23 protein-coding genes are annotated in these 24,509 nt (G+C 59.0%); 4 read left to right on the top strand and 19 right to left on the bottom strand.

Annotation, left to right across the window (positions count from 1 at the left end; all coding sequences use genetic code 11):
- Positions 1-10: 10 nt before the first annotated feature.
- The 6 genes from AEAC466_RS38685 to AEAC466_RS38710 all read right to left on the bottom strand — a co-directional run bounded on the left by AEAC466_RS38685 (position 11) and on the right by AEAC466_RS38710 (position 7,092).
- A complete protein-coding gene (locus tag AEAC466_RS38685) occupies positions 11-1,135 on the bottom strand; it encodes a glycoside hydrolase family 5 protein (RefSeq protein ID WP_023459295.1) in 1,125 nt (374 codons plus the stop codon).
- Between the two features lie 4 nt (positions 1,136-1,139).
- Positions 1,140-2,177, bottom strand: coding sequence for a glycoside hydrolase family 5 protein (locus AEAC466_RS38690; protein ID WP_023459296.1), 1,038 nt, complete (start codon positions 2,175-2,177; stop codon positions 1,140-1,142).
- Between the two features lie 67 nt (positions 2,178-2,244).
- Positions 2,245-3,270 (bottom strand): tetraacyldisaccharide 4'-kinase, encoded by a 1,026-nt coding sequence (gene lpxK, locus AEAC466_RS38695; protein WP_023459297.1) that lies wholly within the window; start codon positions 3,268-3,270, stop codon positions 2,245-2,247.
- Positions 3,267-4,538 (bottom strand): 3-deoxy-D-manno-octulosonic acid transferase, encoded by a 1,272-nt coding sequence (locus tag AEAC466_RS38700; protein WP_023459298.1) that lies wholly within the window; start codon positions 4,536-4,538, stop codon positions 3,267-3,269. The genes lpxK and AEAC466_RS38700 overlap by 4 nt, the downstream gene beginning before the upstream one ends.
- The gene (locus tag AEAC466_RS38705; protein ID WP_023459299.1) at positions 4,535-5,251 is read right to left on the bottom strand and encodes a lysophospholipid acyltransferase family protein; all 717 of its coding nucleotides are present in this window, start codon (positions 5,249-5,251) and stop codon (positions 4,535-4,537) included. Before AEAC466_RS38705 ends, AEAC466_RS38700 begins: the two co-directional genes overlap by 4 nt.
- A complete protein-coding gene (locus tag AEAC466_RS38710; RefSeq protein WP_023459300.1) occupies positions 5,248-7,092 on the bottom strand; it encodes an ABC transporter ATP-binding protein in 1,845 nt (614 codons plus the stop codon). Before AEAC466_RS38710 ends, AEAC466_RS38705 begins: the two co-directional genes overlap by 4 nt.
- Before the next feature lie 117 nt (positions 7,093-7,209).
- Here AEAC466_RS38710 and AEAC466_RS38715 point away from each other — a divergent pair, with 117 nt between their 5' ends.
- Entirely contained in the window at positions 7,210-7,899 is a 690-nt protein-coding gene (locus AEAC466_RS38715) for a fused DSP-PTPase phosphatase/NAD kinase-like protein (RefSeq protein WP_023459301.1), read from the top strand.
- Positions 7,900-7,928: 29 nt separating this feature from the next.
- Here the strand turns inward: AEAC466_RS38715 and AEAC466_RS38720 are convergent, their stop codons facing one another.
- From AEAC466_RS38720 to AEAC466_RS38730, 3 genes are read right to left on the bottom strand one after another with little or no spacing between them, the layout of a single operon-like run.
- The gene (locus AEAC466_RS38720; RefSeq protein ID WP_023459302.1) at positions 7,929-8,159 is read right to left on the bottom strand and encodes a DUF4170 domain-containing protein; all 231 of its coding nucleotides are present in this window, start codon (positions 8,157-8,159) and stop codon (positions 7,929-7,931) included.
- Between the two features lie 12 nt (positions 8,160-8,171).
- On the bottom strand, positions 8,172-8,966 hold the full coding sequence (locus tag AEAC466_RS38725) for an inositol monophosphatase family protein (protein WP_023459303.1): 795 nt from the start codon (positions 8,964-8,966) through the stop codon (positions 8,172-8,174).
- The gene (locus AEAC466_RS38730; RefSeq protein WP_023459304.1) at positions 8,966-10,345 is read right to left on the bottom strand and encodes a TldD/PmbA family protein; all 1,380 of its coding nucleotides are present in this window, start codon (positions 10,343-10,345) and stop codon (positions 8,966-8,968) included. The genes AEAC466_RS38725 and AEAC466_RS38730 overlap by 1 nt, the downstream gene beginning before the upstream one ends.
- 192 nt (positions 10,346-10,537) lie before the next feature.
- On the opposite strand from AEAC466_RS38730, the gene AEAC466_RS38735 reads away from it, so the two are divergent.
- Positions 10,538-12,493 carry a putative bifunctional diguanylate cyclase/phosphodiesterase gene (locus tag AEAC466_RS38735; RefSeq protein WP_023459305.1) on the top strand — a complete coding sequence of 652 codons (1,956 nt, stop codon included), beginning with the start codon at positions 10,538-10,540 and terminating at the stop codon, positions 12,491-12,493.
- 3 nt (positions 12,494-12,496) lie between these two features.
- On the opposite strand, the gene AEAC466_RS38740 is transcribed toward AEAC466_RS38735, so the two are convergent.
- Positions 12,497-14,458, bottom strand: a complete 1,962-nt coding sequence (locus tag AEAC466_RS38740) for a rhamnogalacturonan lyase (protein ID WP_023459306.1) — start codon at positions 14,456-14,458, stop codon at positions 12,497-12,499.
- 140 nt (positions 14,459-14,598) lie between these two features.
- Here AEAC466_RS38740 and AEAC466_RS38745 point away from each other — a divergent pair, with 140 nt between their 5' ends.
- On the top strand, positions 14,599-15,363 hold the full coding sequence (locus AEAC466_RS38745; protein ID WP_200863979.1) for a hypothetical protein: 765 nt from the start codon (positions 14,599-14,601) through the stop codon (positions 15,361-15,363).
- Here AEAC466_RS38745 and AEAC466_RS38750 read toward each other — a convergent pair whose 3' ends face one another.
- On the bottom strand, positions 15,364-16,893 hold the full coding sequence (locus tag AEAC466_RS38750) for a UbiD family decarboxylase (protein ID WP_023459308.1): 1,530 nt from the start codon (positions 16,891-16,893) through the stop codon (positions 15,364-15,366). It abuts the gene before it with no gap.
- Positions 16,894-17,065: 172 nt separating this feature from the next.
- On the opposite strand from AEAC466_RS38750, the gene AEAC466_RS38755 reads away from it, so the two are divergent.
- On the top strand, positions 17,066-17,962 hold the full coding sequence (locus AEAC466_RS38755) for an NAD-dependent epimerase/dehydratase family protein (protein WP_031239209.1): 897 nt from the start codon (positions 17,066-17,068) through the stop codon (positions 17,960-17,962).
- Here AEAC466_RS38755 and AEAC466_RS43885 read toward each other — a convergent pair.
- From AEAC466_RS43885 to AEAC466_RS38795, 8 genes are all read right to left on the bottom strand, one after another.
- Positions 17,955-19,172: a tetratricopeptide repeat protein gene (locus AEAC466_RS43885; protein WP_023459310.1), complete on the bottom strand. Its 1,218-nt coding sequence runs from the start codon at positions 19,170-19,172 to the stop codon at positions 17,955-17,957. The two genes, AEAC466_RS38755 and AEAC466_RS43885, sit on opposite strands and share 8 nt — an antisense overlap.
- Positions 19,173-19,178: 6 nt before the next feature.
- On the bottom strand, positions 19,179-19,523 hold the full coding sequence (locus tag AEAC466_RS38765; RefSeq protein WP_023459311.1) for a VOC family protein: 345 nt from the start codon (positions 19,521-19,523) through the stop codon (positions 19,179-19,181).
- 4 nt (positions 19,524-19,527) lie between these two features.
- Complete coding sequence (locus AEAC466_RS38770; RefSeq protein WP_023459312.1) at positions 19,528-20,190, bottom strand: class I SAM-dependent methyltransferase; 663 nt, start codon at positions 20,188-20,190, stop codon at positions 19,528-19,530.
- Positions 20,190-21,014, bottom strand: coding sequence for a DUF3298 and DUF4163 domain-containing protein (locus AEAC466_RS38775; RefSeq protein WP_031239212.1), 825 nt, complete (start codon positions 21,012-21,014; stop codon positions 20,190-20,192). Before AEAC466_RS38775 ends, AEAC466_RS38770 begins: the two co-directional genes overlap by 1 nt.
- Before the next feature lie 33 nt (positions 21,015-21,047).
- Positions 21,048-22,040 carry a 4-hydroxybenzoate octaprenyltransferase gene (gene ubiA, locus AEAC466_RS38780; protein WP_031239213.1) on the bottom strand — a complete coding sequence of 331 codons (993 nt, stop codon included), beginning with the start codon at positions 22,038-22,040 and terminating at the stop codon, positions 21,048-21,050.
- A 126-nt stretch (positions 22,041-22,166) separates the two neighbouring features.
- Complete coding sequence (locus tag AEAC466_RS38785) at positions 22,167-22,775, bottom strand: hypothetical protein (protein ID WP_023459315.1); 609 nt, start codon at positions 22,773-22,775, stop codon at positions 22,167-22,169.
- Positions 22,776-22,927: 152 nt separating this feature from the next.
- On the bottom strand, positions 22,928-23,713 hold the full coding sequence (locus AEAC466_RS38790) for a polyphosphate kinase (protein WP_031239215.1): 786 nt from the start codon (positions 23,711-23,713) through the stop codon (positions 22,928-22,930).
- Positions 23,714-23,765: 52 nt separating this feature from the next.
- Positions 23,766-24,359, bottom strand: coding sequence for a PAS domain-containing protein (locus AEAC466_RS38795; RefSeq protein ID WP_031239217.1), 594 nt, complete (start codon positions 24,357-24,359; stop codon positions 23,766-23,768).
- Positions 24,360-24,509 lie beyond the last annotated feature (150 nt).

Genomic DNA, 24,509 nt, shown 5'->3' on the forward strand with positions numbered 1-24,509 from the left:
TTCGCGACCATTACTTGCCTTTGGGAATGAGAGCGTCGAGAATCGGTTTCACCCATACCTTCTTTTCGGCGTCATAAACACCGAAACCGCCGTCCCAATACCAGTAAGCTGTGGCAAAACCGTGCTTGTGTGCCGATTCGGATACGGCCTTGGTCCAGGCGGCGCGGTCTTCCAGGGTGCCATACTTGTCATAGGCGCCGAATTCGCCCAGGAAGATCGGGCGATTGGCGGCCTGGGACCACAACAGCACCTTCGCAAAATCGTCATCGATGGTTTTCAGTTCCGCCGCCGTGCCGGTCCAGCGCACATTCTTGGTCTTTTCCAGCTCCGGTCCTGCCCAGTTGGCACCCTGATGGGTGAACGTCATCGGGTCGTAATAATGGAAGGTGATGATGAGGTGCTTGTCATTGACGGGAAGCTTGAGCAGGTTGAGGTCGTTGCGGCTGTTCCAGTGCGTGGGCCCGATGATCACGTTGCGCTGCGGATTGTTCTCGCGAATAATGCCGAGCAAATCGATAAGCCATGAATTCCAAATCTTGTCATCGACCTGACCGTTTGGCTCATTGAGCAGTTCGAAGATGACGCTGTTGGGGGCACTCTTGAAGTGATCAGACAACTCGTACCAAACATTGGCGAGATTGCCGGCGCATTCATCGGCGTTCTTGGCGCAAATTTCGAAATCGTGTTCGTCGAGAATGACAATGAGATTGTTCGCTAGCGCTGCGCCGACGACCTGATCCAGACGTTTGAAATAGTCGGCGGTCAGGTGCCCGTCCTTGGTCAGGTGTTTGAACGCGAACAGGGGTATGCGTACCGTTGAAAAGCCCGCCGCCCGAATCTTGGCGAAATCGCTCATGCTGAACTTGGTTTGGCCGCCGTCCCAAAAAGGATCGTAGCCGCCAATGACGTTGACGCCGGCGGCCATATGCTGGACCTGGACTTCGGGCGAAATCGGTTCGAATTTTGCGGTGCTATTGGTGAAGCTGTTATAGCTGTCGATCTGCTGCTTGGCGATTTCCAGGCCACGGTCGGCGCGCATGGTCGGTGCATCCGGCGTGATCGGTGTTTGGGCCTGGGACGTGAAGGGGGCGCACGCCAGAACGGCGGCGAGGCTCAGAAGAGAAACGAGACGCATGTGACTATTCCTTATTAGCGGTTGTGTTGGGAATAAGGGCATTAAGAATGGGTTTGACCCACTGCTGTTTTTTGAAGTCGTAAACGATGAAATCGCTCGAAAATTGCCAGTAGGCAAAGGCAAAGCCGTGCGCTTCGGCGGCGCGGGCTACCGCGTTGGTCCATACGACCCGGTCGGCCATTGCCGCCTTGTCATAGGCGCCAAATTCGCCGAGCAGGATCGGCCGGTCGTGTTTGACGGACCAAGCCTTGACGGCATCGAAATCCTTGCCGATTTGAGCGATTTCAGCGGGCGTACCGAACGGAATGTCACGAAGGGCGGTGATTTCTGGCGGCGCCCAGGACGCGCCTTGGTGGGTGAAGCGGAACGGGTCGTAATAATGGAAGGTGACGATGATGTGTCGATCCGCTTCCGGCAGTTTCAAGTCGTCAAGATCATTGCGGCTGTTCCAATGGGTTGGCCCGATAATGACGTTGCGTGTCGGGTTGCTGGCTCGCACGACGGCCAGCACCTGAGGGAAAAGCGCGTTCCAAGCTGCGCCATTCAGCGTGTCGTGCGGTTCGTTCAGCAATTCAAAGATGACGCTGTTGGGTTCATTGGCATAGCGTGTCGCCAGTTGTGACCAGACATTACGCAGATTAGCGCCGCAGATATTTGCGTCCTTCGAACATGCATCGAAATCGTGTTCGTCGAGAATAACGGTCAGATTGTATTTTTTGCCCATCTCGACCACCCAGTCGAGTTTCTTAAGCCACACCGGGGCGAGCCGGCCGTCCGGGCCCATATGCTTGAAGGTGTAGAGGACGACGCGGATGGTTTTGAAGCCGGCGTCGTGTATCGCCTTGAAATGCGCTTCCTTGTAATTGCCTTTGCCGCCGTCCTGCCAATACGGGTCGTAGCCGATGATATTGACGCCCGGTCCCATGGCGGCGACTTGATCGGCGGCCGAAATATCAACGAAAGGCTTGCTTTGACCGGCGGCTGAGCTGGCGCCAGTCGCCAGGGCGAGCGCCACGGCCATGCCCGCAAGGCGTCTGAACATGTATCTTCTCCCAACTTATAATTCTTATTTTTGTTTTGTCGGAACGTAGCCTGACGTCCGACATATATCAAGAGCGGCGGCTTCGGTTGGCGATCGCCTTCATTATGACAGCGACAAGCCCTGTTTCATTATCGAATTTGGCGGTGATTGGCAGACTGGCGACCCGATCGCGCCAATCCGCATCCAGCTTCACCCAGTCCTTCTGGGTCGTGATCAGGCGGGCATCGGATGCCTGAGCCTGAGCCGCGAGGTGTTCCAGGTCTGTGTGGCTGAGCGCGGCGTGATCGGGAAAGCCGGCGAAGCCTGCCACGTCGTATCCTTCGTTTCGCAGGGTCGTTTCGAATTTCCACGGCTTGGCAATGGCGGCGAACCCGAATACCGGCGCGGGGATGGCCGGCGCGTGGGCCTGCAAACGGGCCACGAAGACCGGTATATCACCCAGCAACGAAATCAGGGCTTCGTCCGGCTGCGCTTCATCATCGGGCATCCAGAGAACGCACATGTCGGCGCGAGCTAACCCGTCACGCAACGGTTCGCGCATCGGTCCATAAGGGCAGACGCCGCCGTCACCGAAGGGCCACGCACCGTTTCGCGTATCGCCGTCAATGACCAATATATGCAGATCCTTGGCGATCCGGAGGTTTTGGTGGGCGTCATCGACGACTACTATGGCGGGCTTCGGCTGCTTTCGTACCTGTTCGATCAGACGCAGACCGGCGGCGCGATCCGTGGCTATGACGAAGGGATGGTTTTGCGCCAGCATCAAAGGTTCATCGCCGACTTCGGCGGCCGTATGGATAGCGGGATCGACGCGCACGGGGCCGGGCAGGGTGCCGCCATGGCCGCGTGACAAGCCCCACGCGTCTGGCGTCAATAGGGTAAGGATTTCGTCTGCGATCGGTGTCTTGCCGGACCCGCCCAGGGTCAGGTTGCCGATGCTGATGACGAACAGGCTGGACCGATAGGGTTTCGCATTCGTCCGTTTCACCGCATTGACGGCGCGCCAGACGAGTGAGAGCGGCCAGAGGATAGGCCGCCACCAGGGCGCGCCGGCCGCGCCCTTTTTATACCACCAATCGGGCGTTCGGATCATGGCGCGGCTTTGGGCAGTAAGGGCACCAGCGCGGCCCAGACGACATCCAGGGTATTGGCTTCGCGGCCACTGAACGCGATGGCTTTCTGATCGGCAGAGCGGACGGCCTCTGGGTGCTTGCGTAACTGACTGAGGAGAAAGCCCAGTTCGGTCGGCCCCTGAACGCGCCATCCGGCGTCTTCGTGCAACAGATCAGAATAGATGCCGCCCCAGTTGGAGGTGTCCGGGCCGGTAATGACGGCCTTTCCCAGCCGGGCGGCTTCCAGGGGGTTATGGCCGCCTATGTCCTCAAGAAAGCTGCCGCCCATGATGGTGATATCGGCTATGCTGAAGAACAGGCCCAGTTCGCCGAGGGTGTCGGCGAGATAAACATGGGTGTGGGAGGTGACCTCCTCACCCTTGGAGCGTTGCGCCACCTTAAGGCCCAGCGATTCCAGATCGGCGCGGATATCCCCGGCGCGTATGGGGTGCCGGGGCGCCAGGATCAACAGGTCCCCACCCCACAAAGCTGGTTCCAATGCCTTGGCGATCAGGCCGTCCTCACCGTAATGCGTGCTGGCCGCCAGGTAAACAAACTGCTTGCCGATCAGGCGGCGCAGAGCGGCCAAAGCCTCAGGATCGACGGGAAGAGGGGCGCCGACGGTTTTGAGATTGGCGCGGCGGCCGGGTGTGACACCCATGGCGGTCAGGCGATCCTCGCTGGCCTTGTCCTGCGCCATAACCAGGGCATAGCCACCCAGCAGGGTCTTCATGCCCCGCTTGAATCTCTGCCATCCCTTGAATGTCTTTTCGGTGATGCGGGCGCTGAGCAAAACGTGCGGTACGCCCCGTGCGGTCAGTTCGCGCAATTGCGTCGGCCAGATGTCGCTTTCGATAAAGATGGCAAGGTCTGGCCGCCAATGATCGAGAAAGCTCCTGACCGCCTGCGGGGTGTCGATCGGGGCAAATTGATGGATCACCCCGGGGGGGAGGCGCTTTGCCAATATATCGGCAGCCGTTGTCGTGGCGGACGTGATGAGTACGCACAAATCCGGCCGCTCTTCGGTCAGGATGACGATGACGGGCAGGGCCGAAAGGCTTTCACCAACACTGACGCCGTGAAACCAGATCAATGGGCCGTCGGGACGTGGCGTCGTGGTTTTTCCCAGCCGCTCGGTAAACCGTTCGGGATGCTCTTTGCCTTGTTGTACGCGACGCTTCAACAGACCCGGCGCCAGAGCGTGGGCCACACCCATCAATCGTTGATAGATAGCCAGGGTGTAGCTCATGATATCAACCCCAGTAGGCGGTCGGCCTGATCGGTAACGCCGGTCAGGGCCTGTTCAGCCTGGAGCCGCAGGGTTTCCAGACTGTCATCGTCGACGTCGGCGGGTACGGGCGGCAACACGCCCCAGACCATGGCGCCCCGTGTGAAGGGCAGCGGAATGCGCATTCGGTCCCAGGTGTTGAATTCGAGATAGTTCCGCGTCGATTGTCCGAGCAAGACCAGCGGTGCCTGGCTCATCTGCGACAGCTTCAGCGAGCCTTCGGTCATCACCCGGGCCGGACCGCGCGGACCGTCCGGCGTCATGGCGACGCAACGCCCTCCGGTGTCCTTGTCGCCCCGTATCCAGCGGATCAGGTCGCGAAAAGCCTGTGCGCCGCCTTTGTTCTTGGTCGGATCGGACTTCTTGGCCGAGGACCCACGAATGGAATGATAGCCGAAGCGGGTATTGATCTTCATGCTGACATCGCCGCTTTTGGACATCGAGGCCAGGACGCAGACGGGTTGCGCGCGCGGACGCGGCCAGGAGGCGTGGCCCAGGTGCAACCGGCCGTGCCAGAACATCAGTACGACGGGGCCGCGACCGTCCCAAATCTGCTCAACCGGTGTCTGACCTTCCACCTGCCATCGCGTTGTCTTATAACAGAATTTCAGATAGCCGACCAAGGTGTTGGCGATCAGGTCCTGCATGAATTCCGATTGGAGAATATTTTTCATGCCGTCAATGCACCATCTGCGACGGGCACCTCAGGTACGGGTGTGCCGAACTGCTGCGCGGCCAAAGTGGCATAAAGACCGCCCTGCGCCAGCAATTGATCGTGCGTCCCCCGTTCAACGATTTCCCCTTGGTCCAGGACCAGAATTTGATCGGCATGACGAATTGTCGACAAGCGGTGCGCGATAAGGAAGGTCGTGCGTCCCGCCATGAGGCGTTCCAGGGCTTCCTGCACCTTCAGTTCGGATTGGGTGTCCAGCGCCGAAGTCGCTTCGTCGAGCAGCAGAAGCGGCGCGTTCTTCAAGAAGGCCCGGGCGATGGCGATGCGTTGCTTCTGGCCGCCCGACAGTCGCGATCCGGCTTCTCCGACACGGGTGTCGTAGCCTTTGGGCAGGGTGCGGATGAACTCATCGGCGGCGGCGTCTCGGGCAGCCTGTTCGATGTCGGCGTCGCTGGCCCCGGCGTTGCCGTAGGCGATATTGGCGCGGATGGTATCGTCAAACAGGAACGGGTCCTGGGTCACCAGCGCGATTCGGCTGCGCAGGGCCGGGATCGACAGATTGCGGTACGGTTGATTGTCGAAGCGGATGTCGCCGGATGTCAGGTCATAAAAGCGTGGAATCAAATTAAGCAATGTTGATTTTCCCGACCCGGACGGGCCGACCAGCGCGATGCTCTGCCCTGCGGTAGCGGTGAAGCTGACATTGCGCAGAACCGGCGCGTCCCCGTAGGAAAAGCCGGCGCGGTCAAAGGTAATGGACTTGAAGTCGCGCGATAGCGGCTTTGCGTCGATCGTTTCGGTAATTTCGGGCTCGATGTCCAGCGCAGTGAACAGGCGGCGTGCCGCCGTTATCCCCTGGGTAAAGGTGCCTTGCAATCCGGCCAGTTGACGAAGGGATTGGCTGGCTGTGCCCAGCGCAGCAATGTAGGCGAACATGTCGCCTATGGTGATATGGCCCGATTGCGCCCGCCAGCCGGCGAAGGCCAGGATGCCAGCCAGCAAGACCGCGGTCAGGACTTCCGTGGCCGGTGCCGCCATCGAGCGCGCATTGGCGGCCTTGATCAGGAAGGTTTGGCGGCGATTGATGACTTCGCCCACGCGCGCTTCTTCCTGCGCTTCCTGGTTGGCGATTTTGATGATCTTGACGCCATCGAGACTTTCCATCACGGCAGTGGAGAGGTTCGAGGTTTCACCCATGGCGCCTTCGGCCGCACGTTGTGTCGCCTTCAGATATTTGCCCATGACGGCCGCGATCAGGGGGGCAATCAGCAGAACCAGCAGCGTCATCGACCAATCGGTCCAGATCATGAAGGCGAGATTTCCCAGCACGAGTAGCAGCGCCTGAACATATTGTACCAGCCCCGTCGATGCCGCATCACGAACCTGATCCGCATCGTAAAGAACAGACGATAAGTACTGACCAGAGTGGGCTTTTTGCAGATGTCCGAGATCGGCGCGTACCAGACGCGAGAACAGTTGCTCCTGGATACGGCCGACCAGTTGGTTACCGATGCGGTTCAATGACGTGGTCAGCCCGCGCTGGCCGGCAAAGCGCAACAGCCCAAGCAGGATAATAACGGCCGGCACCGACAGAAGTGGCGCAGCCTTAAGCCATTCCGGAAGACGGGGCGTGACCTTGTCGGCAGGACTGTTGATGTGGAACAGAAGGTTTATTGCCGGGTTAAGCCACCCGACCAGAAGCGTAGTCGTCACGGCGACCAGGACGGCGCAGGCCAGGGCGACGCCTAACAAACGCTTTTGCGGCGCCAGATATTGCACCCACACGCGGCCTATAAGCACTTTCGTGCTCATCTCGGCAGGGGCGGGGGCGGGTGAGGTCATTGTGTGGCGGTCTGGAAAAAGCTTTGTGAGCGTTTATATAGGGTTATGCGACAATTCTGTAAGTCTGTCGCGCATTTATGTGTTAATGGCGAGGCGATTCCGCGTCAGAGGTTCAAATTGAAACTGCTCCCGAAAAAAGAACACAAGAAGCCGTTTCCAACGGATACCGCGTGGGGGCTATTTACCACCTACCTGCATTACCTGTGGGCTGACCATGCCTATCTGCGTCTCGGCTTCACCAATGCGCACTGGATCGGCCCGGACATGGTGCGGACGAATCAGCCGTGGCCGTTTCAATTGGCGTGGTGGAAGAAACAGGGCGTCAAGACGGTCATCAACCTGCGCGGTGGCAAGGGGTCGTTCTATTATCTTGAAAAGCACGCCTGTGAAAAGCTGGGGCTCACCCTTGAGGATTTCGGATTGACCTCACGCAGCCTGCCGACGGCGCAGGAACTCCTGGCGGCGAAGACCCTGTTCGAGCGTATCCAATATCCGGCCCTGCTCCATTGCAAGTCCGGCGCTGATCGTGCGGGCATGATGAGCGTGCTGTATCGGCATTTTCACCTCGGCGACCCGATTCGCGAAGCGGCCAAGGAATTGGGCCTGCGCACCCTTCACATGAAAGCCGGTCACACCGGTGTCCTCGATTACCTTTTCGAAGTTTATCTGCGTGACATCGAACCCAAAGGCATAAGCTTCTGGGACTGGACGCAAGGGCCGGACTATGACCCCGACCGTATAAAATCCGATTTCAAGGCGAGCTGGTGGGGCACGCTTTTGACAGACAAGCTGTTGAGACGGGAATAAAAAAGCCGGCGGTAACGCCGGCTTTTGTCTTATTCGCCTGCCGTCGACGGATCGATCAGCTTGTGCGCATGAATGACGAAGTAACGCATCAACGCATTGTCCACCGTCGATTGCGCCTTGGCGCGCCAGGCCAGTACGGCCTCGGCATTATTGGCGTAGGCCCCAACGAATTCGATCTTTTTCAGATCCTTGAACGTGGTGCCGGTCAGGTCGGTCAGTTCGCCGCCGATGACGATATGAAGAAGTTGTTTGTCGCTCATGTCTTTTTACTCTTAGAGGGTGGCCAGATGGGCGCAACGCTCGATGATCTGGTCGAACAAGGGCGCGCCGGCGCATATCAGGCTGGGCTTGAGGCTGTCTATAGCATTGAATCCGTAAGGATTGCCTAAATGGTCCGAAACGACGGCGCCGGCCTCCTGGGCGATCAGGGTGGCGGCGGCCACGTCCCAGTCGCGTTTCGGGGTCAGGGCCAAGGTAAAATCGGCCTTGCCGGCAGCGACGCGGACCATACGGTAGGCGACCGATGGGCGGGAATGGACGCTAAGCCGCGGCCAGGGCCGGGGCCAGATGTCTTTTCCGAACAAACGGGAGTCGCCCAGAACCTCGGCGTCTTCCAGTTCCGCGCGTTGGCTGGCATGAATTATCTCGCCATTCAGCCACGCGCCTTCGCCAAAGGCGGCCGAGTACATTTCGTGCGAATCGGGTGCGTAGACCACGGCGGCGACGGGTTGATTCGCCTCGATCACGGCCAGGGCTATCGTCCAGTAGGGGCTGCCTTTGGACAGGCCCATCGTGCCGTCGATCGGGTCGAGTACAAAGGTGCGCAGAGATGTCAGGCGCTCGACATTGTCGGCTTCTTCTTCGCTCTGCCAGCCGTAATCGGGGCGGGCGGCCAGAAGCGCTTCCTTCAGCCAGCGATTGACCTCAGTGTCGGCATTGGTGACGATGGAGCCGTCGGACTTGTAGCGTGTGATCAGCCCGTTTGCTTTCAGGTGCTGAGCCAGGGCGCCGGCGCGGCGAACCTTGTCGACGATTAGTTCGAGATCGGTCGCCTGCTCATCGCGCATCACTTACCCCCGACGCTCAGGGCTTCGATGAGGACGCTCGGCGCATCGACCGTGCCGCGGATTTCGAGATCGTTGGCGGGCACAAGACGTCGGAACATGTCGATCAGGTTACCGGCAACGGTAATTTCATTGACCGGGTAGGCGATGACGCCGTTTTCAAACCAGAAGCCCGATGCGCCGGCCGACCAGTCCCCGGTATCGGAGTTCAGGCTAGGGCCAAACATCGAGGTAACAATGACGCCGGCGCCAGCGTCGCGCATCAGGCTGTCGATCGATTGTGTACCGGCGCCGAGGGTGACGTTGTGGGTCGAAACGCCGGGCGCGCTGGCCAACCCGCGCGAGGCGTGGCCTGTCGACGGCATACCAAGCTGCTTCCCGGCCGCCGTGTTGAGCAGCCATCCAGTCAGCACGCCGTTTTCAATGAGCGCGCGGCGGGTGACCGCCACACCTTCGTCATCGAACAGGCAGGAGCCGAGACCACGCACCCGCAACGGATCATCGACAATCTGCACCGCGCTGTCGAATAACTGGTGGCCCAACTTGTCCTTCAGGAAGCTGGAGCCGCGCGCGATGGCCGATCCGGAGATAGCGCCCAGAAACTGGCTGATCAGCGATTTGCTGATGCGATTGTCGAAAATGACTGTAGTTTTCTGGCTGGCGAGCTTGCGGGCGCCAAGCGCCGCCAAGGCGCGTTCGGCGGCAATGCGTCCCGTCTCTGCGACATCCGGCAAATCGGCGGCGTGGCGGACAGAACGGCCTTCACCGTCACGTTCCATATTGCCAGCGGGATCGGTGGCAATGAAACGTCCGGACTGGAAAAACAGGCTGGTCGTGTGGCCGCCGCTGAAGCCATCCGAGGTCAGCATGGACCACATATTCTGGACATAACCGGCGCTGGCCGCGTCGCTTTGGAGCGCCTCGCTTCCGGCTGCCAATCCGCCAGCCTCGATATCCAGGGCGCGCTGTTGCAGGCTTTCTGCGCTTAGATAGGTATCGTCATAGAGGTCGAGCGGTGTTTCCGGCCCTTTGAAGAGCAAGGTGGGGTCCGCCAGGCTTGCATAGGGATCGTCAGGGGCCAGACCCGCCATGACGACAGCGCGTTCGACCAGGCGATCCAAGGTGGGTTTGGAAAATTCCGAGACCGATACCACCGCCTGTTTGCGGCCGACGAAGACGCGCAGACCGAGATCGGACGTTTCGTCGCGTTCCACGGTTTCGACTTCGCCCTTGCGCACGCCCACCGACAGAGAACGACTTTCTGCGAAAACGGCTTCGGCCGCATCGGCGCCCGCCTTTCGCGCAGCGGATAAAAGGTCTTCCAGGCGCTGCATCTGGGCGTCGCGCTGGGCGGTGTCGGTTTCGTTTCGCGTTTGCAACATGAAAAATCTATAGGCTCGCGCCTTGTCGCAGGCAAGTCTCGTTTGTGACAATTCCATCTCGGCATGGCGCAAGGGCGGCTGATTTATTGCGGCTGCGTTAGGGTGGGTTAGCGGTTTTTTTAGGTGTCCATACTAGGGTGAGCGGTAAAAGGGGGCCGTGCCGGCCGCTCTGAAAGCGAGAAACTGCCCGGGATGCCGTCTGCCATCACTTTTCTATCTCGACTTCTGACGCCTAAACGCTGGCTACATGACAAATATATCTCGCGAGCTGAGGCGATCGGCCTTAGCCAGGCCGAGGAAGTCGCGGCGATGAAGCCGATCGTTTCGAGCTTTTGCCTGATCATCGGCATTTATTATTGCGTCGTCACCGCGAACCGTTTCCTGTCTGAGACAGGCATGGCCTTGTGGATGATGTTCACTCTTTCGGCGGCAACCGCCGTAATCAGCTTCTATTTTCACTTCATCTACCTGAAGCGGGCACAAAAGGTCTATCAACTCAATGTGGCCAGCCTGACGGTCAATCTGTTTCTGTTTACAAATCCGGTAACTTTCCAGGCATTGCACTATGATCCGAAACGTCTGGTATATTTCATATTCCTGACCTTGATGTTCGCGATGACGGGCATTTCGCTACGCGTTATCGTTCCCAGCATCGTGGTGACGCTTGTGACGGTGGCGGCTATGGCGTTGGCGCATCAGGGATATGTATCGTTCGAAAATAGCGCCATGATTGCCGTCATGATTCCGACAGCGGTTATCCTCGCCATGGTCGTGCGTCAGACCTTATTCAGGGCAGTGGAATCGCGTGTCCGGGCAGAAAATCTTCGTGCCGAGGCCCAGTCCATGGCGGACAGCGATGTCCTGACCGGCCTGCCCAACCGGCGTAACTTTTTCCGCGTGATTGAGGCGGCTCTGAAAAGGGTATCCGATGGCGAGACCTCGTTTCATCTGGCGCTTATTGACCTCGACGGCTTCAAACCGATAAACGATATCTACGGCCACAGCGTCGGCGACCTGTTGCTGATCGAAGTTGGCAGCCGGCTGCGCCAGGTTTGCGGACAACGGGCCTTCGTCGCGCGCATGGGGGGCGATGAATTCGCCATTATCCTAGCCGGAGACGTGGACAAGGCGGCGCTGGATTCGTTTGGCCGCCAGGTATGCGATGCCCTACGCGACACCTATTTCCTGGGTGGTGTTACAGCCAATATTTCCGGTAGTGTTGGCGTTGTCCGTTGCGATTCTGCCCAACTGACTGCTTCGCAATTGCTGGAACGCGCCGACTATGCCCTTTATTTCGCCAAGCAAAACCTGCGCGGCGCACCGGTGGTCTTTACCGAAAAGCATGAAGCCGAGATGCGTGATTTCAGCCAGGTTGATCAGGCCTTGCGGTCCAGTGATCTCGCAGCCGAATTGTCGATCATGTTCCAGCCGCAGGTCGATGTGGTCGAAAACCGAACCATCAGCTTTGAAGCCCTGGCGCGCTGGAATTCGGCCAAGCTGGGCAGCGTTCGCCCGGATATCTTCATCAAGGCGGCCGAGCGCTCTGGACTGATTACCGAAATCACGCTTCTGCTTTTGGAAAAATCGCTGAGCGAGGTGCGCGGATGGCCCGAAAGCACCCGTGTATCTTTTAATCTGTCGGCGCGGGACCTCCGCTCCGGGATCTCCATCGCCAATATCTGCAATACCGTGCGCAAGTCCGGCATCGACCCGCATCGCATCGAATTTGAGATCACCGAAACCGCCATGCTGACCGATTTCGAGCAGGCCTGCGAGGCGTTGGCGCGGCTCAAGGCTATGGGCTGCCGGATCGCCGTGGACGATTTCGGCTCGGGCTATTCGTCCTTCAGCTATATCCACCGCCTGCCGATAGACAAGATCAAGATTGATCGCAGCTTCGTCGTCCAGCTTTTGAAGCATGGTTCGGCATTGAAAATCATCAAAACAATCATCGATTTGTGCCGAAATCTCAATCTCGACTGCGTTATTGAAGGCGTCGAAACCCAGGCGGAAATGAGCAAGCTGGCCCAGGTACGGGCGCGCTACATACAGGGGTACCTGTTCAGCAAACCTTTGCCTGCCGAACAGGTTATTTCTTATCTGGCGACCGAAACCGCGCGCATCGAGTCGGCACTGAAAGCGGGCTGACGGCTAGTTGCCGATGACGATATTCGGCTTTTTCGGTGTTTTCATGCCCTCGCCAAGGTAGAAGCCGGTATGGGGGGGCTGGTTGTAGGCTGTGTTCTGCCAGGTAATCGATGCGCGGTACTGAGGATCCTGCATCAAGGTAACGAAGCCGTATGTTGTCGGAATTGGCGTCGAATAGATGCGCAGTTCGCGATTGTCGGCACTGCGTAATATGACTTCCTCGCGCCAGTCACCCAGTATGTCCGCCGACAGGGTCGGCGTCGACTTGGTACCGTTGTTGGACATCATGCCTTCGGCCACCAGAAGCGGGCGGGTCTGTGACGTCGTCCAATCCCATTTGGAAATCATGTTGCCGTCAAGCAGTTCGCGCAGGAGGTCCCCATCCCACCAGATGGCGAAATTGGTCTGGCGCGGCGCACGCTCGGCAATAGCTTGCCCTTTGATGTTGAACAGTTGCGGCGCATTGCTGCCCCATACCTCGTCGCCCGGATAGCGCGGGTCGATATCGGCGGACAGGCCCCGCCCTGTGTCTTTTTCAGCAGTTTTTTTCCAGATGACTTCACCGGTGCGGGCGTCGAGCAGGGCCGAACCGATATAGCCGTTGCGTTTCATATCTTCGTGGACGCCGAACTTTTCCAGACCCGGACGCGTGGGGTCAAGATCACCGACATGCATGGCATCGCCATGAAACAGCTTTGCCGTCCACAAGGGACGGCCGTCGTCGCCTAAGGCCATAGAGCCATAGATGATCTCATCCTTACCATCCTCATCGACATCGGCGATGCTGAGCTGATGGTTACCTTGGCCGCTATAGCCGTCTGGTATGCCGGGCGCCGTCGAATCGAAGGTCCAGCGCCGCGTCAGCTTACCGTCGCGGAAATCGTAGGCGGCCAGGGTCGTGCGGCCATAATAGCCCCGCGCCATGACCGCAGAGGGATGCACGCCGTCGAGCCACGCCGTGCCGGCCAGATAACGCTCGGACCGATTGCCGTAGCCGTCACCCCAAACCTCTTTCATACGGTCTAGCGTCGGATTGTCGCCTTCAGGAACGCGGCTGGGCCAGTAGGGGACTGTATCGATGACGGCGCCGGTCTGACCGTTGAAGACGCTGAGATATTCCGGCCCTTGCAGAATGCGCCCCTGCAATTGTGCCATCAGCTTGCCATCGGCGGTTTTGACCGAACCGGTGCGATCACCCTGTTCCAACTCGCCGCCGCTCGAGACCCAGTTGGCCTTGGCGTCGCCGATCACCTTGCCTTGACCATCGATCGTCCCGTCGGCCGTCTTTACGATCATTTCCGCCTTGCCGTCGCCGTCATAGTCGGCGACCTGGAATTGCGAATAATGGGCGCCTGCGCGGATGTTCGGCCCCATATTGATCCGCCATAGCCGCTTGCCTTCCAGGGTATAGGCATCGAAATAGACCGGACCGGTATAGCCGCCTTGGCTGTTGTCGTGCGCGTTGGTCGGCTCCCACTTCAATATGATTTCATAACGACCGTCGCCATCGAGATCGCCAACAGTGGCGTCGTTAGCCGTGTAGGTATATGGCGCGCCGTCTGGGGTTACGCCTCCGGTGGGGATGTCGAGCGGGATGGACAGGTAGCCGTTGGCCCACACCTTTGCCGTAGGCGAAGGCTCGCCTTCCTTGCCCTTGACGACGGTCCTGACCGTATAGCCCGATGCGGCGTTACCTGTCCTGTCGAGATAGTTGCTAACAACGGTAATGGGCTTGGCATTCAGCTTCTTGCCGTCACGATAGAGATTGAAGGCCGTGCCATCGACATCGTCGGCGAGCATCCGCCAACTGACCAACACGCCGTCGGCGCCTTTGACGGCGACCGTGCCGCGGTCAAGCTTTTCCATATGGTGGGCCGGTGTTTTGGCCAGAGAGGCGCCGGTCAGAGACGCGCCAGCCAGCGGCAGCAGGGCGGCGGTAAGCAGAAGTGTACGAATGCGCGACATGATATGTTTCCTCCGGTGTTCGCCATTTAACAGGCTGACGCGGAAAATCCGTCATTAAAAATCATATTCACGCAAAATAATTCGCAATCGATCATTTCGCCGATTTGCCAAAGTCACATTGCGTTGCTAGCACTATGGATATGATCCTGCCTGACCTGCATAACGCCCAGCTCGACCGCATTCTCGAGGCCGTCAAAGGTGATGCCCGTATCGATGCCTTGCTTGGCGCGGGCTCGCTGATCTGGGGCGGATTTGACATCCATTCCGATCTCGACCTTGTCGTCATCGTCGCCGACGCCGAATATGAGGCGGTGATGGCGGCCCGCCCGGCCTTCGCTTCAGGCCTGGGGGAACTGATCACGGCCTTTACCGGCGAACATGTCGGCGAGCCGCGCCTGCTGATCTGCCTCTATGGCCCGACTTTACTCCATGTCGATCTGAAATTCGTCCGCCTGTCCGACCTGACCCAAATGGTCGAACGGCCGGCCATCCTGTGGGCGCGGGACGAGAGTGTTGTCGAGGCCACGCTGGACAGGGCCGAAATCGTCTGGCCGCAAGCCGACGCCCAATGGTTCGAGGACCGAGTCTGGACGTGGCTTCATTACGGCGCCACCAAACGGCATCGCGGAGAATTGTTCGAGGCCATAGGCATGCTGGCCTTTTTGCAGGAGCGTGTGCTGGGGCCGATGCTGATGCGGCGCGCCGGCCGGTTGCAACGCGGAGTCCGGCGCATCGAACAGGTGCCAGAGGCCGGGCGTTTGCAGGCGGTGCATGCCGCCTACGACGCCGCCGACATCGCCCGCGCCCTGACAGCGGCTATGACGCTCTACCTCGATCTGCGTGCAGATGCGCCGCCCGCGCGTCTGGCTCCGTATATGCCGGACGCCATGCAGGCCTTTATCTAATCATTTCCAGATGGTCTTGCCGGAGCCGGGCAAGCCCATTTCCGCCCATTTGGCCGACACACGGTCGATGATGTCCTGGGCCATATAGAGCTTTTCGCCCCACTCACGGTGCGTTTCCGGCACCCACTTGTTGGTGGCGTCGAGCCCGATCTTGGAGCCCAAGCCCGATTCCGGCGAGGCGAAGTCGAGATAGTCGATCGGCGTGTGTTCAACCAGTGTAATGTCGCGGGCCGGGTCCATGCGGGTGGATAGGGCCCACATCACGTCTTTCCAGTCGCGGGCATTGATATCGTCATCGACGACGATAATCCACTTGGTGTACATGAATTGGCGCAGGTACGACCAGGCACCCATCATCACGCGCTTGGCGTGGCCTGGATAGGCCTTCTTCATCGAAATAACGGCGATGCGGTAGCTGCACCCTTCCGGCGGCAGCCAGAAATCGACGATTTCCGGAAACTGCTGCTGAATCAGCGGAATGAACACCTCGTTCAGCGCTTCGCCTAGCACGCTGGGCTCATCGGGCGGTCGGCCGGTGAAGGTGGACAGATAGATCGGTTGCCGGCGCATGGTAATGGCGGAGATCTTGAAGATCGGGAACTTTTCGACGCTGTTGTAATAGCCCGTATGGTCGCCATAGGGGCCTTCATCGGCATAGTCGTCGAGCAGGACGTGACCTTCCAATACGATTTCCGCATGGGCGGGCACCATCAGCGGCACGGTCTTGGCCGCGACCAGTTCAGCCTTTTGACCACGCAGCAGGCCAGCGAACTGATATTCGGACAGGGTGTCGGGTACGGGGGTGACGGCGGCGAGGATCAGGCCGGGATCGGCACCCAGCACGGCGGCGGCAGGCAAGGGCTCGCGCTTGCCTTCTGCTTTCCAGCGCCGATGATGTTGTGCCCCCCCGCGATGGGCCAGCCAGCGCATGATGGTGCGGTCCTTGCCCAGGACCTGCATCCTATAGATGCCGAGATTATAATCGTCTTCGCGCGATTCCGATGGCCCTTTGGTGACGATCAGCGGCCAAGTGATGAGGGGGGCCGGCTCACCCGGCCAGCAGCCCTGGATCGGCAGGCGTGTCAGGTCGATATCGTCGCCGGTCAGAACCACCTCCTGAACCGGAGCGTTTTTTATCGTCTTCGGCCGCATGCCCATCACGGTTTTCGCCAGGGGCAGCATGTCGAAGGCGTCCTTCAGACCGCGCGGCGGTTCCGGTTGGCGCAGGAAGGCCAAAAGCTCACCGACTTCGCGCAGTTCCGCGCCCGTTGTGCGTTCCTTGCCTTCCAGGGTAACCCCCATGGCGACACGTTTGACATTACCGAACAGGTTGACGAGCACCGGCATGGGCGACGGGGTGCCATCTTCTAGCGTGACGTTTTCGAACAACACGGCCGGACCGCGTTCAGCCAGCAGGCGCAACTGGATTTCGGTCATTTCCAGATGGGTGGACACCGGCGTTTTGACACGGACCAATTCGCCGGCGGCTTCCAGTTTGTCGATAAATTCACGCAGCGATTTGTAGGCCATGGGTCTTCCTTTTTGCGCGTCCGACATAGGCCGGAACGTCAGGCAAGGCAATGGGGCCAACCGTCGCGGCACGGGCTGTGTCCGGAAAAATGCCTTGCACGAATACCATAGCATACCATTGAAAAGTGCGCGCGGGCACGTCACACTGGCTGGATTCGCTCCGGAGCTCGATGTGCCCACTGACAATAAAGGACTGCTGGTCATCGGCGCGCGAACCCTGATCGGGCGTCGCATGCCGGAGGCTATTGCTCCTGCGGGGTGGCCGGAGGCATCTGTGTATTACACGTCGCGCCAACCGGTCGCCGGACACGGTTTAGTCCTCGATACCGAACGACCTGAGGCGTTTACCCCGGATCGCCGCTTCCCCGCTGTCATTGTTTGCGCGCCGATCTGGCTGATTACCGATGCCTTGCTGGAACGGCTCGTCGATCTTGGCATGAAGCGGATGATTGCCTTCTCTTCGACCAGTCGATTGACCAAGGCGACGTCGGCGGAGCCTTCGGAACGCGAAGTGGTGGCCAAACTGGCGGCGGGGGAACAGACGGTGAGCACGTTCTGTCAGGCGCGCGGCGTTGCATGGACAATCCTGAGGCCGACCCTGATCTATGACGAAGGGGCCGATGAAAACGTCAGCCGGATCGCCGACACCATTCGTAAGCTGGGTTTTTTCCCGGTCTGCGGTCTGGCCAGCGGATTGCGCCAACCTGTCCACGCGCGTGAGCTGGCACAGGCGGCCATGCAGGCGCTGACGGCGCGACCGGCGTACAACACCGCCTATAATCTGAGCGGTGGCGAAGATCTCAGCTATGCCGACATGGTGCGGCGCATTTTCGAAGCCATGGGACGCGCGCCGGTGATTTTGGCCTTGCCGGAAGTTTTCTGGCGTCTCGGCTTTCTCGGGCTAAATCTCGTCAAGCCTCGCCGGCTAAAGCGCAACGTGCATATGGCACTGCGTATGAATGTCGACCTGTGGTTTGACCACAGCGCAGCCACCCGCGATTTTGGCTATTCCCCAGGATCGTTCCGCCCGGATTTCAGCGCCACGACTGAGGGCGGCCGGGCTATTTGATTTTCCACTTCATGCTCACGCGCAAGACCTTGCCGTCGAAACGCCTCGCCCAGTCTGTCTTGTTGCCGGAACTGCCCAGCCGGTCCATTATTCGCATCAGTGACGCACCAAAGCCATAGTTCTTTGGGCTTTCCTTGGTCAGGACACAATCGTCAAAGTCGCCGGACGGCGTAAAAAGGCATTCCGCCGTGGCATCGCCGCTCACGCCGTCATTTTGTGCGTCGGCCGGATAGGCAGTGACACTCAATTGGTCGAAGTATCCGTGGACATCAAGGGTCTGGAAACGTGGGTCATTGGTTTCGGTGGCATAGAAAATGACGTCGCGCGGCAGTTTTTCGAGATCGAGAATTTCCGGGTCCGCGGGCGCTCCGGGATGGGCTTTCAGCCAGTCGCGGGCCGGGGCATCGTCATCATCACGTGCCAGAATCCGGTACAATCGCGCGGCGCGTCCGGTGTCGACCGGCGTGCCCAGTCCATCGGCATATTGATGGGCCATAAGCCGGATAGCATCGCGGTCGCCGCGCCGGGCTGCTTTCTTGAACAGGTTCAGGGATTCGGCGTAGTTTTGTGGCGCCAGATCGCCGATCATGTAGATCTGTCCCAGTTCCTTAAGCGCGCCGGCATGTCCCTGGTCAGCAGCCATTTTGAGGTTTTGCATCGCCAAAGCCCCATCGCGAGGGGTGCCGAGACCGTCCGCATAGGCCAGCCCGAGTGCGTATTGCGCGTTCATGTCACCGGCGGCAGCGGCCGGCTTGCAATACTTAAAAGCTCTGACCCAGTCGGCCGGGACTTTGTCATCCTGCGTATATGCGGTACATACACGCTGCACAGCCTCAGCACGGCCCTGATCCGCAGCCTTTACATACCAAGTCAAAGCCAGCCGGGAATCCATTTTGACGCCACGTCCGGTGCGATACATCTCGGCAACATCATATTGCGCGCCAGCGTTACCGCCTTCCGCCGCCTTTTCGATCCATTCGGCGGCCTTTTCGCCGTCCGGCTTCTGGTCGAAGCGTCCGTCCCGGTAGGCAAGGCCCAGATCATATTGCGCCTGATTGTCGCCGGTCTTTGCCTTTCCGGCCAATTCCTCGAACTGCTGTTTCGGGGTCAAGGGCTTGATCGCAAGTTTAGCCGCAGCGGGAAAGCCCGCCGCGGACAGGCCCCCCGCGCACAGTATAGCCATCAATGCCACAAGACCAAGACTGCGCATCTAACCCTACTTATCCGACCAAACCGCCAGTTCGTTGCCCGACGGGTCCAGGAAATGGAAGCGCCGTCCCCCCGGGAAAGCGAAGATCGGCTTGACGATGGGGGCGCCTTGCCCTTCTACCGCCGCCAGCGACGCCTCCAGGTCCTCACTATATAGGATGACGAGCGGCTTTGCGGAAGAGTCGGTGGTATCGGATTCAAAGCCGCCATCGATACCGGCATCTGCCAGCGCGGCATATTGAGGCCCATAATCAATGAAGTTCCAGCCGAAAACCTGGCGGTAAAAGTCCTTGAGGGGGGACAGATCGCCGGCCGGGAATTCGATATAGTCAATCTTGTGATGTGTGGGCATCGGGTCAGGTCTCCAGTTTCCAGACGCTGGCCGGCTTTACGGTGGCGTCTTCAATATCGGCATTCGTCAGAATATCGTAGTCCGCCAGTTTGCTGAGTCCCGACGTCGGGAAATAGCTGCGGTGGGGGTCACCGACATAGACTTCGATGTTTTGACCTGCGGCACGGCGAAAATATGACAGCATGGCGTCGGTCATGCCTTTTTCATAACAGATATCGCCTGCCAGAATAACGTCCGCTTCAGGCGGGCCGTTATCGAGAAGGTTACGTCCGGTGAAGGCGAGCGTGACGCCATTTTGCTCGGCGTTCAATGCCACAGCCGCTTCGGCATACGGGTCTATGTCGTTGCAAAGCACGCTTGCCGCGCCGGCCTGCATGGCCGCGATACCGACAAGGCCGGACCCGGACGCGATATCGAGCACCCGTTTTCCGCGCACGATATGCGGATTGTCCAGGACATAGCGGCCAAGCGCCTGGCCGCCGGACCAGGCAAAGGCCCAAAAGGGCGGGCTTAAACGGTCACGTGTCATATCCGCTTCGGTCATCAGCCAAAGAGGCGTCACCTCATCGGCCTGAAAAAGCGTAATTTCGGGCAGGGAAGGGACCGGTAAAGGGCGGGTCTGTTGGCGGATGAACGCCCGGCGATCCGGCCGGATATCTTCGGGCATTATCCGGCCGGATCTGTCAGGACCACATCCTTGACGGGCTCGCCGCCGAACTGATCAGCGAAATTCGGTGCGATAAGTCCCTGTAATTGGTTGGCCGGGATGCGGATTTCGTAAGGGCCTTCCGCGTAGGGGCCGACATCGTCGGGGGCATACAAGGCATCGATCGCGCCGATCTTGCCGGCTATGGTTGACGGGACAAGGATGAGATGACTTTCGGCCAGCTTCGGACAGGGCATGCCGGTGGCGGCCTGGGTGATCGGTTCGCGGGCGCGTTTTGAGCGGGCCGCCTCGATTTGGCGGCAGACATAGCCATCTACGGGCTTAAGGTCCGCGCCGGCGGCGAACAGTTGAGCCGTCGGGATAAGGTCGTGCGCCGTCTTATCCCATAGCAGGGTCTTGAAATGGGTATTGGGGTGGGCGCCACCCTGATAGATATTGTCCTCGGCGTAGAGCGAAACGAAGCGCGGGCTTTGCGCAGAAATTTTCCAATTGATGCTGTGTGAATAGCCGGGCTCGATAATGCCGTCCGCACTGTTCTGAGCGCGGTCCTTGTGGGCCTGGTCCATGAAGGCGGTCAAGGCGGACTGGCCTTCGTTATATAACCGCGAATGCAGGTCAGGATAAAGCTTGATCGGATCGGGCAGGGTCAGCGTGACCTGGGCATCCGTGTCGGCCCGGGCAAAGGCGAGCGGTGCGGCAACGACAGGTGGGGCGTTGCTGGCTGCCGGTTGTTCGTCCTTGGGCTTCTTCTGACAGGCGCTCAGGCCGGCCAGTGCTATGAGCGTCAAGGCGGTCACTGTGCGGCGGAGCGACTCGTTTGTCATGTCATCCCCAAAACCAATGGTCAAAAAAGCGCCCTAAAACAGGCTGGTGAAATGCACGGCCAACAGACTGAAAACCCACAGGAGGCCGGTGGTGCGATTGGCTTTGAACAGCTTCAAGGCCAGTTCATTGTCGTCGAGTCGCAGCCGGACCACCTGCCAGAATAGATGCGCGGTTATCAGAAAAAGTCCACCGAAAAAGAGCGCGGGCAGGTCAGCCAGGTAAGCACCCGTGCCGGTCAGCACCACAGCCAGGCCATAGAACAGGCTGACGCCGTTGACAGTATTTCTTCCGAGCGCCCGTGCCGACGATTTGACGCCGATCATGGCATCGTCTTCTATGTCCTGAAGCGCATAGATTGTATCGTAGCCTATCGTCCAGAATACGAGCCCGGCGTAGAAGACAAGCGCGGCCCAGGTCAGGGTATCGGTAATGGTCGCGTACCCCATAAGAAAGCCCCAATTGAAGGTCAGGCCCAGCCAGGCCTGGGGCCACCAGGTGATTCGCTTCATGAAGGGGTAGGCCGCGACGAGCGCCAGTGATCCAACGCCCAGCCAAATCGCCAGCCAACCCAACTGGATCAGAATAAGAAAACTGATCAGCGAGCAGCCGGCGGCAAAGGCCAGGGCCTGCTTCGGGCTGATCTGGCCGGACGGGATGGGGCGCCCGCGCGTCCGCTCCACCTGGGCGTCGAAATCCCGGTCGACGAAATCGTTGAAGGCGCAGCCGGCCGCCCGCATCAGGACCGATCCGATGGCGAACAGGATCAATTTCAGCCAGGGAAATTTGTATTGCAGGACATCGGCAGGCGACAGGACGTGCGATTGCCCGCCGGATATGTCCGCAAAGAACGGATGCGCTATGGCGAAAGCCAGTCCCATCGCGCCCGGCAGGAAGAGCAACCAGATACCGATAGGACGATCCAGCCGTCCCAGCCTCAGCCAGGGCTGCAAGGCTGCGGGCGCGTACCGATCGACCCAGTTACGTTTCGCAGCGTCAGGCAGGGGAGCGGGTGTATGTGTCGTCATGCCCCGTTGATGAACCGCACGTCATTGATTGTCCAGACCGTCCCATTAAAAAATGGAGGCTGATTGGGACCAAACATGACGCATAATCAAGAGGCTAGATGTGAGCGAACAATTGGCCGTCCGGTGTCAGGCGCGGCGCTTGACCAGTTGTGAACGGTCCTTGCGCGCTTGATTGGCGGGAATGACACGGGCGAACGGACGGCGGCCGAACAGACTGTCTTCCATGCCGGTTTCGAGAATATCGCCGCGCTTGGGTGCTTTCAGGAAGAGGTCTTCCATCGGTGTGATGACGTAAACGCCTTCCGGGGCGTAAACCAGCACCAGGCCTTCATTCTTTGGCATGACTTCCGACCATATTTTTAACTGGTCGTAATAATGCGCTTGGCGCCAGGCGTCGGGACGGTCGTGATCGACATCGACGGCCAAGGTCGTGCCGTTCGGCTCCAGCCGCAGAACGAAGCCGGCATGGTCAGGGCGCCAGATGCCGTTCATGTCGTCATGCTTTAGCCACAGGCACTTGAATTCCTGGCAGATGTTCGGATGAAGCCCCCAGACGCCGCAGCCACCTTCAGGGCGCGTGTGATGGCAGGTGTTGCCAGCCTTCTTTTCCAGATCGGGAATGTCGTAAACCTTGCAACACAAAGTGCATTCGCCGCATTCTTTGAGCGTGGCGCGTTTCGACGCAGGTGACTGTACGGAATCGACATGTGCGGCTTGCGTCGCGTGCGGTAGCATGACCTGAACCTTTTGTTCAGTAACGGCGGCACTTTTGCCGTCGGAACAGTTCGAAAACCGTGACAAATTAGGGTCAATAAAAAGTTACTTTAACCTTTTATTTCTCAACAATTTTGATGTTCTATGGATGTTCCACACGCGGCGGCCTTTTGCTATTTTTCGAGGTGTTTACGCCCTTCAATCACCTCCGAGTAGGAGAAGATGATATCGGGATCCGGCGCTTCGATCGTGCTGGCGACATGGGGGCAGTTCACGATATGAAGGACGTGTCGGATGATATTCTCGCGTGCCTTCACCTTAGAATCGGTTGCGACGCACATCCAGGGACCGTGTTCATGATGCGACCGGCGCAACATGTCATCGCGCGCGGCCGAATAGTCGTCCCAGCGATCCTGAGCGACCTGATCGAGATCGCTGACCTTCAGCTTTTTGCGCGGGTCCGCGCGGCGGTCGTCCAGACGCTCTTTTTGTTCCTCGCGGGAAATATCGAGCCACAGTTTAATGAGAGTAATGCCGCTGCGCACGATCATGCTTTCAAAGTCGGGCACGTCGTTGATAAAGATTTCCTGCGCCTCCGGTGTCGAAAATCCCATGACCTTTTCGACGCCGGCGCGATTATACCATGACCGGTTATAGATGGTCCATTCGCCGGTAGACGGCAAATGATTGACGTAGCGCTGAAACCACCAGGCCCCACGATCGAAGTCTGTCGGTTTGGGCAGGGCAACGATATGGGTGTTGCGCACGGAGAGGCATTCGGTCAGGCGCTTGATCGCGCCGTCCTTGCCCGCGGCGTCGCGGCCTTCGAACAGGATGCAGACCTTCTGGCCGTTCGCCAGCGTCCATATCTGGGTGTCGACAAGGCCTATCTGCAAAGTTTCCAGGCGGGCCTCCGCAGCCTTTTTCTTGTCTTCGTGTGACTTCTTTTCTTTCGACATGCGCAATCTCCCTGGAAACAGGAAGCTACCATCGCGCCTGAGTTATAAAGAATCAAGCAATGCGTCTGCCGCCGTCCGAGACCAGACGCAGATGCGCCGCCTTGACGTTACGGTCGGGTTCGTAAAGCTTGGAGGAAATGAGCGTATAGCGGCCAAGCCAGCCTTTCGGGTTTTTCGGCGCCGCACTCAGGGTCTGATACAGTCCGACCATGCGATCAACCTTGCCATAGCGGTTCATCATGGGACAGAGCAGAATCTCGAAGGTCACCGTCTCATTCTGGAACAGGGCGGCATCTTCGGGAGGCAGTTCCGCCGCGTCCGTCTTCCACGGTGCGGTCAAGGTTAGCAAGACCGGCTGTTCGCGGCGGCGGCCAAGCGCCAGGGCGGCACCGATCGTATCGACGAAAGGCGGCCGAAAAAGTGACAGAAAGGACATGTCTTTCAGCTCGTAGCCATGCAAAGCGCGCAAAAAGCCGCCTGAGAGGCGAAACCGGTGGCCGGCGTCGGTGCCTGAGATCATCATCATCTGCGGCACAAGGCTTTTAAGGCGCGCTGGGTCAAACAGCTCACGTGCGGGCGCTTTGTCCGGGCTGGCCTGCAGGCCGCGCCAATAGCTTAAGAATGAAACTGTGCTGGAATGGGGCACGGTGGTCTCCTTTGCCCCGGTCAGACGCAAGATCGTTGCCGTAAATGTGTCGGTTTGGCTTTTTTCCACCTATTATTTTGATTGTGGATGGGCTCGGTTTAATCAAAAGGCAAGTTTGCTGCGGTATGCTTCTTGCTTGTCAGACGGCTA

The organism is Asticcacaulis sp. AC466, assembly GCF_000495815.1.
Taxonomy (GTDB): domain Bacteria; phylum Pseudomonadota; class Alphaproteobacteria; order Caulobacterales; family Caulobacteraceae; genus Asticcacaulis.